16 protein-coding genes are annotated in these 18396 nt (G+C 53.9%); 4 read left to right on the plus strand and 12 right to left on the minus strand.

The features are described 5' to 3' along the window. Nucleotide 1: 1 nt before the first annotated feature. Both OGV98_RS23180 and xanP read right to left on the minus strand, forming a co-directional pair. Complete coding sequence (locus OGV98_RS23180) at nucleotides 2-1711, minus strand: AsmA family protein (RefSeq protein WP_003844524.1); 1710 nt, start codon at nucleotides 1709-1711, stop codon at nucleotides 2-4. 121 nt (nucleotides 1712-1832) lie between these two features. After that, on the minus strand, nucleotides 1833-3224 hold the full coding sequence (gene xanP / locus OGV98_RS23185; RefSeq protein ID WP_003024026.1) for a xanthine/proton symporter XanP: 1392 nt from the start codon (nucleotides 3222-3224) through the stop codon (nucleotides 1833-1835). A 225-nt stretch (nucleotides 3225-3449) separates the two neighbouring features. Here xanP and gltS point away from each other — a divergent pair, with 225 nt between their 5' ends. Beyond that, nucleotides 3450-4655: a sodium/glutamate symporter gene (gltS, locus tag OGV98_RS23190; RefSeq protein ID WP_003024029.1), complete on the plus strand. Its 1206-nt coding sequence runs from the start codon at nucleotides 3450-3452 to the stop codon at nucleotides 4653-4655. Between the two features lie 42 nt (nucleotides 4656-4697). Here the strand turns inward: gltS and recG are convergent, their stop codons facing one another. The 5 genes from recG to gmk are packed head-to-tail and all read right to left on the minus strand — an operon-like array spanning nucleotide 4698 to nucleotide 10571. After that, on the minus strand, nucleotides 4698-6779 hold the full coding sequence (recG, locus tag OGV98_RS23195; protein WP_202580922.1) for an ATP-dependent DNA helicase RecG: 2082 nt from the start codon (nucleotides 6777-6779) through the stop codon (nucleotides 4698-4700). A 5-nt stretch (nucleotides 6780-6784) separates the two neighbouring features. Next, nucleotides 6785-7474, minus strand: a complete 690-nt coding sequence (trmH, locus tag OGV98_RS23200) for a tRNA (guanosine(18)-2'-O)-methyltransferase TrmH (RefSeq protein WP_003837594.1) — start codon at nucleotides 7472-7474, stop codon at nucleotides 6785-6787. A 10-nt stretch (nucleotides 7475-7484) separates the two neighbouring features. After that, entirely contained in the window at nucleotides 7485-9599 is a 2115-nt protein-coding gene (spoT, locus tag OGV98_RS23205; protein ID WP_003024038.1) for a bifunctional GTP diphosphokinase/guanosine-3',5'-bis pyrophosphate 3'-pyrophosphohydrolase, read from the minus strand. Nucleotides 9600-9617: 18 nt separating this feature from the next. Continuing rightward, a complete protein-coding gene (gene rpoZ / locus OGV98_RS23210) occupies nucleotides 9618-9893 on the minus strand; it encodes a DNA-directed RNA polymerase subunit omega (RefSeq protein WP_000135058.1) in 276 nt (91 codons plus the stop codon). A gap of 54 nt (nucleotides 9894-9947) precedes the next feature. Then, nucleotides 9948-10571, minus strand: a complete 624-nt coding sequence (gene gmk / locus OGV98_RS23215) for a guanylate kinase (protein ID WP_003024042.1) — start codon at nucleotides 10569-10571, stop codon at nucleotides 9948-9950. 261 nt (nucleotides 10572-10832) lie between these two features. Here gmk and ligB point away from each other — a divergent pair, with 261 nt between their 5' ends. Then, nucleotides 10833-12512 (plus strand): NAD-dependent DNA ligase LigB, encoded by a 1680-nt coding sequence (gene ligB, locus OGV98_RS23220; RefSeq protein ID WP_202580924.1) that lies wholly within the window; start codon nucleotides 10833-10835, stop codon nucleotides 12510-12512. On the opposite strand, the gene OGV98_RS23225 is transcribed toward ligB, so the two are convergent. Together OGV98_RS23225 and OGV98_RS23230 are read right to left on the minus strand one after the other, a co-directional pair. Beyond that, entirely contained in the window at nucleotides 12509-13126 is a 618-nt protein-coding gene (locus OGV98_RS23225) for a trimeric intracellular cation channel family protein (protein ID WP_003024049.1), read from the minus strand. The two genes, ligB and OGV98_RS23225, sit on opposite strands and share 4 nt — an antisense overlap. 259 nt (nucleotides 13127-13385) lie before the next feature. Further along, complete coding sequence (locus OGV98_RS23230; RefSeq protein ID WP_003024052.1) at nucleotides 13386-14249, minus strand: YicC/YloC family endoribonuclease; 864 nt, start codon at nucleotides 14247-14249, stop codon at nucleotides 13386-13388. 125 nt (nucleotides 14250-14374) lie between these two features. Here OGV98_RS23230 and rph point away from each other — a divergent pair, with 125 nt between their 5' ends. Together rph and pyrE are read left to right on the plus strand one after the other, a co-directional pair. Continuing rightward, a complete protein-coding gene (gene rph / locus OGV98_RS23235; protein ID WP_003024054.1) occupies nucleotides 14375-15091 on the plus strand; it encodes a ribonuclease PH in 717 nt (238 codons plus the stop codon). A gap of 65 nt (nucleotides 15092-15156) precedes the next feature. After that, nucleotides 15157-15798 (plus strand): orotate phosphoribosyltransferase, encoded by a 642-nt coding sequence (pyrE, locus tag OGV98_RS23240; RefSeq protein WP_003024058.1) that lies wholly within the window; start codon nucleotides 15157-15159, stop codon nucleotides 15796-15798. 82 nt (nucleotides 15799-15880) lie between these two features. On the opposite strand, the gene slmA is transcribed toward pyrE, so the two are convergent. The 3 genes from slmA to coaBC form a co-directional block, all read right to left on the minus strand. Next, the gene (gene slmA, locus OGV98_RS23245) at nucleotides 15881-16477 is read right to left on the minus strand and encodes a nucleoid occlusion factor SlmA (RefSeq protein WP_003024060.1); all 597 of its coding nucleotides are present in this window, start codon (nucleotides 16475-16477) and stop codon (nucleotides 15881-15883) included. A 116-nt stretch (nucleotides 16478-16593) separates the two neighbouring features. Further along, nucleotides 16594-17052 carry a dUTP diphosphatase gene (gene dut / locus OGV98_RS23250; protein WP_049002665.1) on the minus strand — a complete coding sequence of 153 codons (459 nt, stop codon included), beginning with the start codon at nucleotides 17050-17052 and terminating at the stop codon, nucleotides 16594-16596. After that, nucleotides 17030-18250 carry a bifunctional phosphopantothenoylcysteine decarboxylase/phosphopantothenate--cysteine ligase CoaBC gene (gene coaBC, locus OGV98_RS23255; RefSeq protein ID WP_003024066.1) on the minus strand — a complete coding sequence of 407 codons (1221 nt, stop codon included), beginning with the start codon at nucleotides 18248-18250 and terminating at the stop codon, nucleotides 17030-17032. Before coaBC ends, dut begins: the two co-directional genes overlap by 23 nt. Between the last annotated feature and the right edge of the window lie 146 nt (nucleotides 18251-18396).

Here is an 18396-nt window from a genome sequence, read left to right on the forward strand (position 1 = left end):
ATTATTGCGCAGGTGGTGGTGCTGTGACTTCACTCCCTGAAACCACACCCGCCTGCATAGTCTGCGTGACCTGCTGTTTCTCCACGTTCACCGCATGCAGTTGCCCGCTGACCGTTGGCTTGAGCGGCGCATCGGCCTGAATATTGCCGCTGGCGGTAAGCTGAATATTACCATCGCCGGAAAGCGGCAGTGCGGGCCAGCCCCACTGCTGCAGGATCGTCATTGGCACGCCGCGTCCGTTCAGGCTGATCTGAGCCTGGCGCTGAGGCAACTGAGAAATGCTGGCGGTGGCCTCCAGCAGCCCTTTTTCCGTATAGGCGCTCAGTTCGCTGATATTGATGGTGCTGTTGTTCGCCGTCAGCGCCAGCGAAGGACGACGTACATCCGTGCGGTTAAAGGTAGCAGCAGCGGCGTTGAGGGTGGCGCTCCCGCTCCAGATCCCCCACTGATTGTTCTGTACCAGCCCGAGGTTAGCGCCGTAACCGTCAAGCGCGGTGAGCTGCCACGGGAAACTCGGGTCGATATCAATTACCAGATTGCGGCTGGCGCTGAATTTCTTCAGCGTCAGGCTGTTTAGCCATGTTGGCAGAGGTTTCATCCACTGCTGCTTCCAGTTTTCCGGCAGCGTGTATTCCAGACCGGCAATAGCGGCATCATCGAGGACCAGCGCTTTGTTGCTGCGTAGCCAGTTTCCGGATGTTCTGACCATACCGCCTTCCCAGCGGGTGGTGAACTGGCGCAGCGCAATGCCCTGTGGTGAGAACTCGGCGTTCAGAATCGGATCGAAGAAGTGCAGAGAGCCGTAGATAAACTCGCTGGCGTTCATCGACAATTTTCCTTCCTGAGTTTGCCAGTCGTCCTTGCTGAAGGTCATGTTGCGCAAGCTCAGATCGAGATCCGTCACCGCCCAGTCAGGGCCTTGCAGACGGGCATCCGTTACTTCCAGACGACCAATTTGCAGGGAAGGAATGGTGCTTAACGGGGCAAAAAAGTCGGCCAGCGATTTGTCGCTTTGCAGCCGGATATCGTTCAGGCGCAGATTCTCCACTACCCAGCTCCCGTCGGCATTGCGTTGCGCTACGCCGGTTAATGCTCCACGCGCCACGTCTGCGCCAATATTGCTAAGCGTCACCCGGTCATGGTCAATGCTGCCTTCAATCAAGACGTTGGTGGTCGGGACATCGTTGAGCGTCAACGAGCTGGCGCTGAGCTGAATTTGCGCTTTGCTGCCGAGAATTTTACCTGCCTCAGGGCTCCAGGGAATGACGCCGCCGTTAACGCGCTGGGCGCTGAGGTTCCACTCGCTACCGGGGCTGTTAAGCGCCATATCCTGCAATTGCAGGCGATCGGCCTGAAACGGCAGCGGCGCGGTTTGCTGGGAAAGATTCAGCGTGCCGTTTTGCAACAAAATGGTGTCTACGTGCAGCGGGTCGGTGATTTGTCGGCTACTGAGTCCAATATCGACCGTTTTGGCGACCAGCGTGGCGGGCTGACCATCCCGGCCAAAGGTGACGTTTTCCAGCAGAATATGGGAAGGGGAAGAAAACCGGTGATCGATGGCATCAAAGGCCAGATGGTAGCTGCTGTTCTGTGAAACCCAGGCGCTGACGTGCTCTGCGCCCCAGCGGGTTTGCAGTAGAAAATAAAGGCCGAGGATCGCCACTGCAAGGGCGATCAGCACGTAAAGAAGCAGCTTTCCAATAAATTTCATGGTCTTCCATCCCGCGAAGTGCACATAGTCAAGTTATGCACGATTTAGACGCAATGCTCAAGGCGGGAATGGTGAAAGAGCGTTACAGCGGCGTTGATTCAGATTCAACGCCGCATTTTGCTTATTGCTTCTCTGGTGGGAACACCAGGTTCAGAACGATAGCGGTAATACCGCCTGCGGCAATGCCGGAAGAGAGTAGGTTTTTCACCCAGTCCGGGGCGAACTGCAGGATCAACGGCTGCTGGGAGACGCCCAGGCCGACGGCCAGCGACAGCGCGATAATCAGAATCGCGCGGCGGTTCAGTGGCTCGCGGGACACAATACGCACGCCGGATGCGGCGATAGTACCGAACATTACCAGCGTTGCCCCGCCCAGTACTGGCTCAGGAATATGCTGTACAAAACCGCTGACCGCCGGGAACAGGCCCAGCGCGATCAACATCAACGCCACCACAAAACCGACGTAGCGGCTGGCAACGCCAGTTAACTGAATAACCCCGTTGTTCTGTCCAAAACAGGAATTCGGGAAGGTGTTGAACACAGCGGAAACAAACGAGTTCAGACCGTTCGCCAGCACGCCGCCTTTCAGGCGTTTCATATACAGCGGACCAGAAACCGGCTGCTCGGAGACATCAGAGGTGGCCGTAATATCGCCGATGGTTTCCAGCGAGGTGATCATAAAGACCAGCATCAGCGGCAGCAGTAAACTCCAGTCGATACCCAGGCCATAATACAGCGGCGTTGGCACCATTAGCAGGTCCTGGCTTACCGGTGCGGTATTTTGCGGCAGCATGTCCATAAACCAGGCCAGCAGATAGCCTGCCGCCATCGCAATCACCAATGACGCAACACGCAGGTAAGGGTTGCGTTGACGGTTAAGCAGGATGATTAGTGCCAGTACCACGCCTGCCAACAGTAAATTCTTCGGTGCACCAAAGGTGTTGTCGCTCATTGCGGCATAGCCACCACCAATTGATGTCAGACCCACCTGAATCAGCGACAGGCCGATAATCATCACCACCACGCCTGAGACCAATGGGGTAATGATCCGCCGCGCCAAATGCAGTACGCGTGAGATAACCATCTCGGTGCAGCTTGCCAGCATCAACGTACCGAACAGCGCCGCCATCATGGTTGGGACATCTGCGCCACCGGTTTTTAGCGCCGTACCGCCCATAATCAATGGCGCAACAAAGTTAAAGCTGGTGCCCTGAATGGATAGCAGCCCTGAGCCTACCGGCCCCCAGGCTTTGATCTGAATGATAGAAGCTACGCCGGAGGCGAACAGCGACATACTGATAATGTGTTGAGTATCCTGAGCCGGTAAACCAAGCGCCTGGCAAATTAACAGAGCGGGAGTAATTACCGCGACGAACATGGCCAGCAGATGCTGACAGGCGGCAAACAAGGTCTGGGCTAACGGGGGGCGATCTTCAAGACGGTAAATCAGTTCACTGTTGTGAGTCTGCGCAACCGGTTGCGCATTTGTTGACTCTACGGCGTTAACGGACATCAGAGGCAATCCCATGGTGGAAAAGCGGTGATTTTATCTGACCAGGGCAGAAAAGCAAACGTTTGCTAGCAGGTATTCTTAATATTTAAAACGGATAAACAAACATTTTTATATAACTTTTCATCATTTTCTGCTTAAAATCCACCCCGAAAACTCAATAAGAGCTAAAAATCGGTCTGGAATGCATCGTGCGTGATTGTGCTAAACGCACTAATGGAGCTGTAAATGTTTTATCTCGATACGTTATCAACGCTGGTTGCGGCAACCCTTGTGTTGCTGCTGGGACGTAAGCTCGTCCAGTCTGTTTCCTTCCTGAAAAAATACACCATTCCCGAACCCGTAGCGGGCGGCCTGCTGGTGGCGATTGCGCTGCTGGTGCTGAAAAAAAGCATGGGCTGGGAAGTGAACTTCGATATGACCCTGCGCGATCCGTTGATGCTGGCCTTCTTCGCCACTATCGGTCTGAACGCCAATATCGCAAGTTTGCGTGCTGGCGGCCGCGTGGTGGGTATTTTTCTGATTGTGGTTGTTGGCCTGTTGCTGATGCAAAACGCCATCGGTATTGGTATGGCGACCCTGCTGGGTCTGGACCCGCTGATGGGTCTGATCGCTGGCTCGATCACCCTCTCTGGTGGACACGGAACCGGGGCCGCATGGAGCAAGCTGTTTATTGAACGTTATGGCTTCACCAATGCGACTGAAGTGGCGATGGCTTGCGCAACGTTTGGTCTGGTATTGGGTGGGCTGATTGGTGGCCCGGTGGCACGCTATCTGGTCAAACACTCCACCACGCCAGACGGTATGCCGGACGATCAGGCTGTGCCGACCGCATTTGAAAAACCGGACGTCGGACGTATGATCACCTCACTGGTGCTGATTGAAACCATCGCGCTGATCGCTATCTGTCTGACGGTGGGTAAAATCGTTGCGCAAATGCTGGTTGGAACGGTGCTGGAACTGCCGACCTTCGTTTGCGTGCTGTTTGTGGGGGTGATCCTCAGCAATGGTCTGGCGCTACTGGGCTTTTACCGGGTGTTCGAACGTGCGGTTTCTGTGCTGGGTAACGTTAGTCTGTCACTGTTCCTGGCGATGGCGCTGATGAGCCTGAAGCTATGGGAACTGGCTTCTCTGGCCTTGCCGATGCTGGCAATCCTGGTTGTGCAGACCATTTTCATGGCTCTGTATGCGATATTCGTTACCTGGCGCATGATGGGTAAGAACTACGATGCCGCTGTGCTGGCTGCCGGACACTGCGGTTTTGGCCTCGGCGCGACGCCGACGGCGATTGCCAACATGCAGGCGATTACCGAACGCTTTGGGCCATCCCATATGGCGTTTCTGGTGGTGCCGATGGTGGGGGCATTCTTTATCGATATCGTCAACGCGCTGGTGATTAAGCTGTATCTGCTGTTACCGATTTTTGCGCAATAACGGCTGTGCGGCGGGGTAACATCCGCCGCCGCTATGAATCGACTATGCGTTGGAGTAGCGTTCGGTTTCCGGCATCCAGCGCTCTATTAGCGCCACGGCCTGTTGCGGATAGCGTTCGTGAATATGGCGAGCAATGCGCTGAACTTCCGGGATAATCGCCTGATCACGCAGTAGATCTGCGACCTTGAATTCTGCCGTTCCGGTCTGGCGAGTACCTAACAGCTCGCCGGGGCCGCGAATCTCTAAATCTTTTTGCGCAATCACGAACCCGTCGTTGCTGTCTCGCAGAACCTGCAAGCGTTTCTGCGCGGTTTTAGACAGCGGTGATTTGTACAGCAGGACGCAGTGGGAGGCCACCGCGCCACGACCTACGCGGCCACGTAGCTGATGCAGCTGGGCCAGGCCCAGGCGCTCCGGGTTTTCAATAATCATCAGGCTGGCGTTTGGCACGTCCACGCCCACTTCAATCACCGTGGTGGCAACCAACAGATGCAGTTCACCCTGCTTAAAGGCCGCCATTACTGACTGCTTCTCGGCGGGCTTCATACGGCCGTGTACCAGGCCAATATTGAGTTCTGGCAGCGCAATCTTAAGCTCTTCCCACGTTGCTTCTGCTGCCTGAGCTTCTAACAGATCAGACTCTTCAATCAGCGTACAGACCCAGTATGCCTGGCGCGCTTCGTGGGTACAGGCGTTGCGCACACGATCAATAATATCGCTGCGGCGGGTATACGGAATGGCGACCGTGGTGACCGGGGTACGTCCCGGTGGGAGTTCATCAATTACTGAGGTGTCGAGATCGGCATAGGCGGTCATCGCCAGCGTGCGCGGGATTGGCGTGGCAGTCATGATGAGCTGGTGCGGGTGGAAACCCTGCTGCTGACCTTTTTCCCACAGCGCCAGACGCTGATGCACCCCGAAGCGGTGCTGTTCGTCGATGATAACCAGTGCCAGACCGTTGAACTGAACCTGTTCCTGGAAAATTGCATGGGTACCGACAATCATCTGCACCTGACCGCTGGCGATGGCTTCCTGTTGCGCCAGACGCGCTTTGCCTTTCTGCTTGCCCGCCAGCCAGCCCACTTCAACGCCCAGCGGTGCGAACCAGCTGCGGAAGTTATTCGCATGTTGTTCAGCCAATAATTCGGTGGGGGCCATCAGCGCAACCTGCTTCCCATGTGCGATAGCGCGCAGGGCGGCTAACGCCGCAACCAGCGTTTTACCGGAGCCGACATCACCCTGTACCAGGCGCATCATTGGGACATCCAGTGCCATATCACGTTCGATCTCCGCGGTAACGCGAGCCTGTGCGCCAGTCGGTTTAAATGGTAGCGCCGCCAACAGCTTATCTTTCAGCGCATTGTTTGCGCTCAGCGGCTGGGCATGAAAACGCTGCGCCCCGGCGCGTAATGCCAGCATGCTGAGATTATGCGCCAGCAGTTCTTCGAGAATCAGACGTCGCTGCGCCGGATGTTGTCCTGTTTCCAGATCGCTGAGTTGCAGCGACGGTGGAGGGCGGTGCAACGTGCGCAGTGCTTCGGGCAGGCTCATCATGCCCTGTAACAGCTCTGGCGGTAGCAGTTCGGCAATGGCGCAAGTATCGAGCAGATCCAGTGCCTGATCGGTCAGCTTGCGCAGCGTGGCCTGCTTCACGCCTTCGGTAGTCGGATAAACAGGGGTCAGCGTTTCCTGTAATTCCGGCGTGCTGAGATCGCCCTGCACACGGTATTCCGGGTGGATCATCTCTGCGCCGTATTTCCCGCGTTTGGCTTCACCGTAGGCCAGCACCCGGCGGCCGGTGGCTAGGCTGTTTTTCATTGCTGCGCTGAAGTTGAAAAAGCGCATGGTGAGAATGCCGGAGCCATCGCTGATCTGACAGGTCATCATCCGGCGGCCACCGAAGGTGATATTGCAGTTCAGCACTTCGCCTTCAACGGTGGCATAGACGCCCGGCAGCAGTTCGCCAATTGGGTACAGATGGGTACGGTCTTCGTAACGCAGGGGGAGGTGTAGCAGGAGGTCCTGTACGGTGTGCAGGCCAATTTTCGCCAGTTTACTGCTTTGCGCTGCGCCAACGCCGGTCAGAGAGTTGAGTGGGATGGCATCCAGTAAACGGCCTTTCATCGCGTTTATCTCGCAGACTGCATAGTGGCCCACCACGTTGCATCGGCTTCAATTTCGCCCTGCGTGTTTACGTGAGGGTAGGGAAGACCTTTGCGCTTAGCGACATTCGCCAGCACCGGATAACCGCCTTCAAACAGTAAGCGCTGCTGCTCGTCTTGTGGCAGCATGCTGTTTTCTCGTCGGTACATCCCAGCGTTTTGCCGCTGGCGTTGTGCTTCGTACAGAATCAGCGCGGAGGCGACCGAAACGTTCAACGACTGCACCATGCCAGTCATGGGAATGATGATGTCCTGATCAGCCAGATCCAACGCTTCCTGAGTGATGCCGGTTTTCTCCTGGCCCATCAGGATGCAGGTGGGGCGTGTGTAATCAATCTCGCGAAAATCCACGGCTTTATCTGACAGATGAGTTGCCAGAACCTGCATGCCGCGGTTTTTTAAATGTGTGACCGCATCACCAATAGTAAGGTGAGTTTTCACCTGCACCCAACTGTTGCTGCCTGCAGCAGAAGAGGCCATGGTGCGCATACGGCTACCCGGCCAGACGGCGTGGACTTCATGCACGCCGACCGCATCTGCAGTACGAATGATAGCGGAAACGTTATGAGGTTTGTGGACCTCTTCCATGCAGACGGTCAGATCTGGCTGACGACGTGCGAGCATTTCGCGGATACGTGCATAGCGCTGTTCATTCATAAAACGTGTTCTAGTTACGGTTACGGGTGACTTTTATCACGTCCGGCATGACGCGGATTTTGCGCATGATATTTGCCAGGTGCACGCGATCGCGAGCGGTCAAGCGAATAAAGGCGCTATAGACGCGACCATCTTTCTCTTCCGTATTCAGGCTTTGAATATTGGAGGTGGTCGTGTTGATTGCCGCCGTCAGGTTCGCCAAAGCACCCTGGTGGTTAAACATATCCACCTTAATCTCAGTGATGAATTCCTGCTCTGTTTCTTTATCCCATTCCACCGCCATAAATTTCTCTGGCTCTTTCTGGTAGCCACGAATATTACGGCAGGACTCATGGTGAATCACCAGACCTTTACCCGGACTGACGTGGGCAATGATGGGATCGCCTGGAATTGGACGGCAGCATTTCGCGAAGGTGATCAGCACGCCGTCTGCACCTTTGATCGGCAGATGACCATGGCCAGATTGTGCCGGTACGTTCGCTGTTGCTTCGCCCTGCTGGAGGTTTTTCGCTACCACCACGCTCATGGCATTACCCAGACCGATTTCTGCGAGCAGATCGTCAAGAGTGGCGAGCTTCATGCGCTCAAGCTCACGCTGGATGCTCTCTGGCGGGATCTCAGCCAGTTTACGGCTACCGCCCAAGGCATGGTTGAGCAGTCGACGGCCCAGACTGACGGAATCATCGCGCTTGAGGTTTTTCAGCAGTTGGCGAATCTTGGCGCGCGCTTTCGAACTGACGACGAAGTTGAGCCACGCGGCATTCGGGCGCGCACCCGGGGCGGTAATAATCTCAACTGTCTGACCGCTAAAGAGCGGTTGTGAAAGCGGGTAAGGCTGTCTGTCGACGCGCGCGCCGACGCAAGCGTGACCGATATCGGTATGCACGGCGTAGGCGAAGTCGACAGGCGTTGCACCGGCGGGCAGTTCGACAATGCGCCCTTCCGGTGTGAAAACATAAATCTCATCCGGGAAGAGATCAGATTTAACGCTTTCAATAAATTCAAACGAGCTACCGGCGCTCTGCTGCAGTTCCAGCAGGCTTTGCATCCAGCGCTGAGCGCGGATTTGCGCAGTGGTGCTGCTTTCGCCGCCGTGCTCTTTGTAAGCCCAGTGCGCTGCGACACCCATCTCTGCCATCTGGTCCATGTCTTCAGTACGAATCTGTACTTCAACCGGGACGCCATGAGGGCCGATCATTGAGGTGTGCAAAGACTGATATCCGTTCGCTTTTGGGATGGCAATATAGTCTTTCACGCGGCCAGGACGTGGTTTGTACAGGCTGTGCATCTGGCCGAGTACGCGATAGCAGGTATCGGAATCATGAACGATGACGCGAAATGCGTAGATATCCATGATGGAGTGAAAACGCTGCTCTTTGAGCACCATTTTGCAGTAAATAGAGTACAGGTGCTTCTCACGCCCGCTTACGCGACACGGAATACCTGCCTCCTGCAAACGCCCTTCGATTTCCGAGAGGATTTTTTGGATCATCTCTTTGCGGTTGCCGCGAGCGGCTTTAACCACTTCTTTAATCACGCGATAGCGGTTCGGGTACAGCGCTTCAAAACCCAGCTCTTCCAGCTCGGTTTTAATGTGATGAATACCTAAACGGTGTGCCAGCGGACTATAGATTTCGAGGGTTTCACGGGCGATTCGGCGACGCTTGTCCGGGCGTAATGAGCCCAGCGTGCGCATATTGTGGGTACGGTCGGCAAGTTTGATGAGAATGACGCGGATATCCTGCACCATCGCCATAATCATCTTGCGAAAGTTTTCGGCTTGCGCCTCTTTCTTATCGCGAAACTTAAGCTTATCAAGCTTCGATACCCCTTCTACCAGCTCTGCAACGCTTTTACCAAAAAGCTGTTCCATGTCCTGATAGGTGGCTGGGGTATCTTCAATCACGTCATGCAGCAGCGCAGCCATCAGCGTTTCGTAGTCGAGTTTCATCTCGGCCAGAATGCAGGCTACCGCTACCGGGTGCGTGATATAGGGTTCACCGCTTGAACGTGTCTGGCCCTCGTGAGCGTCACGTGCAACGAGATACGCCTGCCGAAGACGCTTAATCTGGTCTTCCGGCAGGTAGTTTTGAATCAGTTGATTCAGGCTTTCAAACAGATACAAGGGCGACCCGCTTTGTGATTAACGACGACCTTCAGCAATAGCGGTAACGGCTTGTAATTCAGCGGCTTCCTGCTCTTGCTGTTCCTGGCGCTCACGCACGTCGAGGATCTGGTTGTTGATCAGACCTTCTTCGATTTCGCGCAGCGCGATAACGGTAGTTTTATCGTTTTCTTCCGGTACGAGCGGATCCTTTCCGCCTACCTGCATCTGACGAGCGCGACGCGCGGCGACCAGTACCAGGTCAAAACGGTTACCAATTTTCTCTACAGCGTCCTGAACAGTTACGCGTGCCATACTTAAAATGCTCCACAGGTGAAGAAATGACTGGGCATGATACTGAATGTGGGTTCAGTCTGCCAACAGTTTGCTGATTAAAGCGTCATGACGCTGCTTTTGGCGGCTCATGCGCAGACGTTCGGCGCGAATGATGGTTTTCAAATCGCCCAGGGCGGTATCGAAATCATCGTTCACAATAAGATAATCATATTCGGCGTAATGGCTCATTTCTGCAACAGCTTGCGCCATACGTTTTGCGATCACGTCTTCGCTATCCTGACCGCGGCCACGCAGACGGCGGTCCAGCTCAATCTTAGATGGCGGCAAAATAAAAATACTGCGCGCATGCGGCATTTTTTCGCGAATTTGCTGCGCACCTTGCCAGTCGATATCTAAAAAGACGTCTACGCCGGATGCTAATACTTGCTCAATGGTTTCACGTGAGGTGCCGTAGTAATTACCGAAAACCTCCGCGTGTTCCAGGAACGCGTCTCTGCCAATCATGGTTCTGAATTCATCATGGTTCACAAAAAAATAGTGTTCACCGTGCACTTCCCCTGGGCGCGGTGCGCGCGTGGTGTGCGAAACAGAAACCTGGGTGTCATACAACGGTTGGGTCTTTAATAAAGCCTGAATCAGGCTGGATTTACCCGCGCCACTGGGGGCAGAAACAATATAAAGCGTGCCTTGAGCCATGAGTATCTTAATGTATGTGATTGTCGAAAGAGAGCCTACATACGGGCTTATTATACACGTAGCCGCTATGTGACGTAGCCCTTGTCACACTTTTTGCGCATGTTTATTGCGTTTTGCGTATCAGTTTCCTGTTTTATCGATGATTTGCAGCAATACGTGCAAATGTCAGGAACGTTGCTCGCAGGATGCTTTTTTGCCGCTCTGTTTCCCTATTATTTCGCGCTATACCTGCCAGGAAATGCAGTGCTCAGCGGAGGTAACATGGGATTATGGAAAGGCATAGGGCTGGTTTTGCTAATGGGGTATCTACCCGCATGGGCGGTATGCCCCGTCTGGTCACCTGCCAGGGCAAACGAGGAAATTTCACGACTACAGCAGCAGATAACACAGTGGAATGACAGTTACTGGAAACAGGGTGAAAGTGCCGTAGATGACGGCGTTTATGACCAGCTCAATGCGCAATTAATTCAATGGCAGCGCTGTTTTGGTGATGAAGTTCCACCAGATCTGTCTGCGCCACCAATGGGTGGCACAGTATCGCACCCCGTTCCCCACACGGGTGTTCGAAAACTTGCCGATAAGCAAGCGCTACAGCAATGGATGCACGCGCGCAGCGATCTCTGGGTGCAACCGAAGGTGGATGGCGTGGCAGTGACGTTAGTCTATCGCAATGGCAATCTGGTACGGGCGATTAGCCGTGGTAATGGCCTGAAAGGCGAAGACTGGACGCAAAAGGTTCTTCAGATCCCTTCCGTACCACATTCCACCAAGGGGAATCTCGCTAACAGTACGTTGCAAGGTGAGATTTTTTTGCAGCAAGAGGGGCATATTCAGAAGCAGAGAGGGGGAATGAACACCCGCTCGAAGGTTGCTGGATTGATGATGCGCCAGAGCAATCAGGAATTATTAGGCTCGCTGGCTATTTTTATCTGGGCCTGGCCCGATGGTCCTGCGGTCATGTCTGAAAGACTGGAGCAGCTCACTGCTGCCGGGTTCAGTTTCACGCAACATTTTACCAAGGCCGTGAAGAGTGCGGATGACGTAGAGCAAGTGCGAGCAAAGTGGTGGACTTCAGGATTACCTTTTGTCACTGATGGCGTGGTCGTGCGAACAGGAAAAGAGCCGCAGGCGCGATACTGGCTACCCGGACAGGGAGACTGGCTGGCTGCGTGGAAATATCCTCCCGTGGCCAGGGTATCTGAGGTAACCGGTATTCAGTTCTCCGTTGGTAAAAGCGGGAAAATTGCGGTGGTAGCATTGCTGACTCCCGTCATGCTGGATGATAAACGCGTACAGCGCGTCAATATTGGCTCCGTTCGACGCTGGAATGAATGGGATATCGCGCCTGGCGATCAGATTCTGGTGAGCCTGGCCGGACAAGGGATCCCCCGTATAGATGAGGTGGTCTGGCGCAGTACCCAGCGTAGTAAGCCAGTGCCACCTGAGGGGCGCTTCAATTCATTAACCTGTTTTTATGCCACAGCGGAGTGCCAGGAACAGTTTGTTGCCAGACTGGTCTGGCTGGGGGCCAAAGAGGTGCTGGGGCTGGAGGACATCGGCGAGGCGGGATGGCGGGAGCTCCACCAGGTGTATCGTTTTGAGCATATCTTTTCCTGGCTCGGGCTAACTCAGGAACAACTACAGTCCACATTTGGTGTAAGCAAAGGGGAGAAGTTATGGCATCAATTCAACCTGTCACGCGATCTTCCGTTCACGCGCTGGGTGATTGCCATGGGAATACCGTTAACACAGGCAACGCTGAATGCCTGCAGGGATGGTTCGTGGCAGCAATTGCAAGAACGCGATGAACAAAGCTGGCGGCAGCTTCCTTTCATGGGGGAGCAGCGGGCACGGCAGGTTATTCAGTGGCTGGAGGATCGAGAGGTCACAGCGCTGAGCAACTGGTTAGCTGCTCAGCGGATCGCGGGATTTATGCCTTAATGGCCTTCATGGCGATAGTAAAATACTGGCAGACCTAACTTCAGGCGCAGCGCCAGTAGTCGGGCGGTAAAGCCGAAGAGCAGGGTAGAGATAACCACCACATCATGACTGGAGACATAATGCTGCAGCACGATGTACAGCACGGCAGCGGCAAATGATACGCCGGCATACAGTTCTTTCTGGAACACCAGCGGGATGCGTTTGCAGAACATATCGCGTAATACGCCACCGAAAACCCCGGTAGTGACCGCAGCGACCACGGCGATAATCGGTCCATGGCCCATATCCAGTGCCACCTGAGCCCCGATAATAGAAAAGACCACCAGGCCCAGCGCATCCAGTACGAGGAATATTTTGCGCAGATAGGGCATCACGGGAGCAATAATAGTGGTCAGTACCGCGGCAGTGGCTACGATAATGACGTATTCAGGGTGCTTTACCCAGCCGAGCGGATAATGGCCGAGAAGAATATCGCGTACTGAACCACCGCCAATGGCTGTCGCGGTGGCAATGATAATGACGCCAAATGTATCCATACGACGACGCCCAGCCGCAAGCGCACCGGTCATGGCTTCGGCAGTAATACCAATTAAGTATAACACGTGTAACAGCATGTATTCCCCCTGATTTGCTGGGGGCTAAGGTTAACGATTTGTGCGCACTGTCACGATTGAGATTTTCTAAGGTGAAGTGATTTTAATAACTACAGCTAATGCGAAATTGTTGTAAACACGTTATGGCATGCGCTTTGTGATATGAGTGGTGACAATAAATGATGAGAAAATATAAGTCTGGTCGCATAGATGAGAACTGATAGCGTCGGGAAAAGCACGTAGCGCCGCCGTTTATTGACGGGCTACGTGAGATGGTGACTTACTCGATATTCTGAATTTGCTCGCGCATTTGCTCGATCAATACCTTCAGTTCAATTGCGGAGTTAGTCACTTCGGCATTGATAGACTTCGATGCCAGAGTATTCGACTCACGGTTGAATTCCTGCATCATGAAGTCCAGACGACGGCCAACCGCCTCTTTTTTCTTCAGAATGTTGTAGGTTTCTTTGACGTGAGCTTCCAGACGATCCAGTTCTTCAGCCACGTCGATACGCTGTGCCATCAGCACCAGTTCTTGCTCAAGGCGGTTATTTTCCAGTTGCACCTGAGCATCTTCCAGTTTGGCTACCAGACGCTCGCGCTGCCATTGCAGGATTTCCGGCATATGCGCACGTACCTTCGTCACTTCGGCGCTGACGCCTTCCAGACGCTGCTCGATCAACGCCTTCAGTGCCTGACCTTCGGTTTCACGCGCAACGATAAAGTCATCCAGCGTACCGTCAAGCGCGGCGAGGATTTCGGCGGCAATGGCGTCCAGATCTTGCTCCTGGGCTGCCATTACGCCTGGCCAACGCAGGATATCAACCGGGTTAATTTCACCTTCATCACTCTGCATTTTGACCCAGTTAGCAGCGCTAACGAGCTGTTTAGCGAGTTTTTCATTCAGAATCAGCTCGCCTTGTGCACTGGCATCAGGCTCAAAACGCAGCGTACATTCGACTTTACCGCGCGTCAGACGCGTGCGGATACGTTCGCGAACTACGGGTTCGAGACTACGGAACTGCTCCGGCAGGCGAAAATAAGTTTCCAGATAACGCTGGTTTACCGAGCGCATTTCCCAGGTAGCGCTACCCCATTCACCCTTGATTTCACGCCGGGCGTAGGCGGTCATGCTGCGGATCATAGACGTTCCTGTTTTTAAAGATGAGATGGGAGGATTATAGCCATCCACGTCTTGTCAGGATAGGAATAACAGTCGGAAGTCCGTATAATGCGCAGCCACATTCGTTTCAAGCCGGAGATTTTATCATGCGTCCAGCAGGTCGTAGTGCCAATCAGGTGCGTCCCGTCACCCTGACCCGTAATTATACAAAACACGCTGAAGGCTCCGTGCTGGTCGAATTTGGTGATACCAAAGTGCTATGTACCGCTTCTATTGATGAAGGCGTACCGCGTTTTCTGAAAGGTCAGGGCCAGGGTTGGATCACCGCAGAATATGGCATGCTGCCACGCGCCACACACACCCGTAACGCCCGTGAAGCGGCGAAAGGTAAGCAGGGCGGTCGTACCATGGAAATCCAGCGTCTGATCGCTCGCGCGTTGCGTGCTGCCGTTGACCTGAAGACGCTCGGTGAGTTCACCATTACGCTGGACTGCGATGTTATCCAGGCAGATGGCGGTACGCGCACCGCATCAATTACCGGTGCATGCGTTGCGTTGGCGGATGCGCTTAACAAGCTGGTCGCGAGCGGTAAACTGAAAACTAACCCGATGAAAGGGATGGTCGCAGCGGTTTCCGTGGGCATTGTTAACGGTGAAGCGCTCTGTGACCTCGAGTACGTTGAAGACTCTGCTGCAGAAACCGATATGAACGTAGTGATGACTGAAGACGGTCGCATTATAGAGGTTCAGGGCACGGCGGAAGGTGAGCCATTCAGCCATGAAGAACTTCTCACCCTACTGGCGTTGGCCCGAGGGGGAATCGAATCCATTGTAGCGACGCAGAAGGCGGCGTTAGAAAATTGATTTTAAAGGCGACTGATGAGTCGCCTTTTTTTTGTCTGTAATAAAGTGAGATGAGGAGCGAATCCATGAAACCGTATCAGCGCCAGTTTATTGAGTTTGCGCTTAGCAAGCAGGTACTAAAGTTTGGCGAGTTTACGCTGAAATCCGGGCGTAAAAGCCCCTATTTCTTCAACGCCGGACTGTTTAATACCGGGCGCGACCTGGCTCTGTTAGGCCGTTTTTACGCCGAAGCGCTGGTGGATTCCGGTATTGAGTTCGATTTGCTGTTTGGCCCAGCGTACAAAGGTATTCCGATTGCGACTACAACGGCCGTTGCGCTGGCTGAACACCACGATAAAGATTTGCCGTACTGCTTTAACCGTAAAGAGGCGAAGACCCACGGTGAAGGTGGCAATCTGGTCGGTAGCGCACTTGAGGGGCGCGTGATGCTGGTGGATGATGTTATCACCGCAGGTACGGCGATTCGTGAGTCGATGGAAATTATCCAGGCGAATGGCGCCACTCTGGCGGGGGTACTGATTTCTCTCGATCGTCAGGAACGCGGTCGCGGCGAGATTTCCGCTATTCAGGAAGTGGAACGTGATTACGGTTGCAAAGTGATCTCTATTATCACCCTGAAAGACCTGATTGCGTATCTGGAAGAGAAACCGGAGATGGCGGAGCACCTGGCGGCAGTACGAGCCTATCGCGAAGCATACGGTGTATAAGGACAGCCGGATAGCGCTGCGCTGATCCGGCCTACGCATTTACCGGGCCTACGGTTTACGTAGGCCGGACAAGACGAAATCGCTACTGCAATTGAGCGGCAACCAACGGCCAGCGGGTGTCAAAATCATCCGTTGGGCGGTATTTAAATTCGCTACGTACAAACCGGGATAGCATACCTTCGCAGAAAGCCAGTAACTGGCTGGCCAGAAGCGTTTCATCCACGGTGTAGCCTTCACCTTCACGCATTCTTTTTTCTCGCAGAACCTGGCGCAACTGCGCTTCAATGCGCTCAAAAAGTTGGTTAATGCGACCTTGCAGACGGTCTTGCTCGAACATCAACGCGTGTCCGGTCAGAATTCGCGTCAGGCCCGGATTACGCTCACCAAACCCTAAAATCAGCAGAACGATCAGACGCAGACGCGCGCTGGTGTCCTTTTCATCTTTCAAAATCAGATTGATACGCGTAATCAGACTATCTTCGATAAACTCAATCAGGCTATCGAACATACGGGTCTTGCTGGGGAAATGGCGATACAATGCCGCTTCGGATACGCCAACTGAGGCTGCCAGCTTTGCTGTGGTGATGCGTTGGCTACCATCGCTGGACTCAAGCATCAGTGCCAGAGACTGAAGTATTTCTTCGCGACGATTCCTTTTCGCAGTTTGCTTTTCTACCATGTTACAAAATACCCCTGAAAATAAGCTCTTGCCAGGCAGGCATCCACACAGCGACCGCAAACTGTTGTTTGCGGTGTGTTATTGCGTTATTACGCTATGGGATACTTTTCTGCGGGTTACTTGCGCCCGGAATGGCCGAAGCCACCTTCGCCACGATCGGTGGCTTCAAACTCTTCCACCAGATTAAATTCAGCCTGCACGACCGGTACAAATACCATCTGCGCGATACGTTCGCCCGGCTCAATAGTGAAGCTGTCCTGACCACGGTTCCAGATGGACACCATCAGTTGGCCCTGGTAGTCGGAATCAATCAAACCAACCAGATTGCCCAGCACGATACCGTGCTTATGGCCCAATCCGGAGCGCGGGAGCATCACCGCTGCCAGAGAAGGATCGGCAATGTGGATAGCTAACCCGGTTGGCACCAGCGTTGTTGCGCCCGGTGCCAATTCTACGGTGTCATCAAGACAAGCACGCAGGTCAAGTCCGGCAGAACCAGAAGTGGCGTACGTCGGGAGCGGAAATTGTTGCCCAACGCGCGGGTCCAGAATCTTAACGTCGATTTTTTTCATCATAACGGGTCACGATCTCGTCGAGTAATAATTGGCCCAGGAGTTCTTTACGCTCAAGCGGTAAGACTTTGTCTCCATCCTGCCAAAAAAGGTGTAATGCGTTGCTATCGCTGTTAAACCCTTGAGTTGACAGCGAAACGTCGTTCGCACAGATCACATCAAGGTTTTTGCGGATGCGTTTTTGCCGGGCATATTCTTCCACATTATTTGTTTCGGCGGCAAACCCAACGACAAAAGGACGGTTAGCATCCAGTGCGGCAACACCGGCGATAATGTCCGGGTTTTTGACCATTTTTACTGTTAATTCATCACCCTGCGTCGCTTGTTTTTTTATTTTTTCGTGGGCGACAGTTTCAGCGCGATAATCAGCGACTGCAGCGCAGCCGATAAAAATATGCTGTTGTTGCACTGCAGACTGCACAGCGGCTTCCATTTCCAACGCGGTCATCACATCAACCCGCTGAACAAATGGTGGTGTGGATAACGAAACCGGACCCGATACCAGTGTGACGTTTGCCCCGCGCTTTGCTGCAGCGGCCGCGATAGCAAATCCCATCTTCCCGGAGCTATGGTTGGAAATATAACGCACGGGATCAAGCGGTTCACGCGTCGGGCCCGCCGTAATCATGATGTTGAGATGTTGCAGATCGTTGACAGGCGAAAAATGTTCTGCCGCCATATCCACAATCGTTAACGGATCCAGCATACGTCCAGGACCGACATCGCCACATGCCTGGCTACCGCTGTCTGGGCCCCAAATGAGCAAACCGCGTGAGGCAAGAATACCCAGATTGTGCTGGGTCGCGGCAGCGCGATACATCTGCTGGTTCATGGCTGGCAGTACAGCAACAGAAGCAGGCGTTGCCAGACAAATCGTTGACACCAGGTCGTTGGCCATACCTGCGGCGACACGAGCAATCAGGTCTGCTGTAGCGGGCGCCAGGATGACCAAATCGGCCCATTTTCCCAGCTCAATGTGGCCCATCGCAGCTTCGGCTGCGGGATCAAGCAGGCTGTCGGAAACGGGATAACCTGAAACTGCCTGTAAACTCAGGGGAGTAATAAATGCTTTTGCCGCTTCGGTCATCGCCACGCGGACGTCAGCGCCGCGTTCCCGTAAACGACGCACCAGCTCAGGGGTCTTGTACGCAGCAATACCGCCACTGACGCCAAGTACGATTTTTTTACCGGCCAGGCTCATCATGATCTTTCCTGTTGGGTTTCACCAGAAGGCGGATATTTTATCACAATCCGCAATTTGTCGTGCTTTTGACCGCCTTCTACTTTGCGAGGCACTACGAAGAAGTGAAAACAGCGCGTCGATTCACCGTCGGTGTTATGCCACTA

This window comes from Citrobacter sp. Cf136 (assembly GCF_030333815.1).
Classification (GTDB): domain Bacteria; phylum Pseudomonadota; class Gammaproteobacteria; order Enterobacterales; family Enterobacteriaceae; genus Citrobacter; species Citrobacter freundii.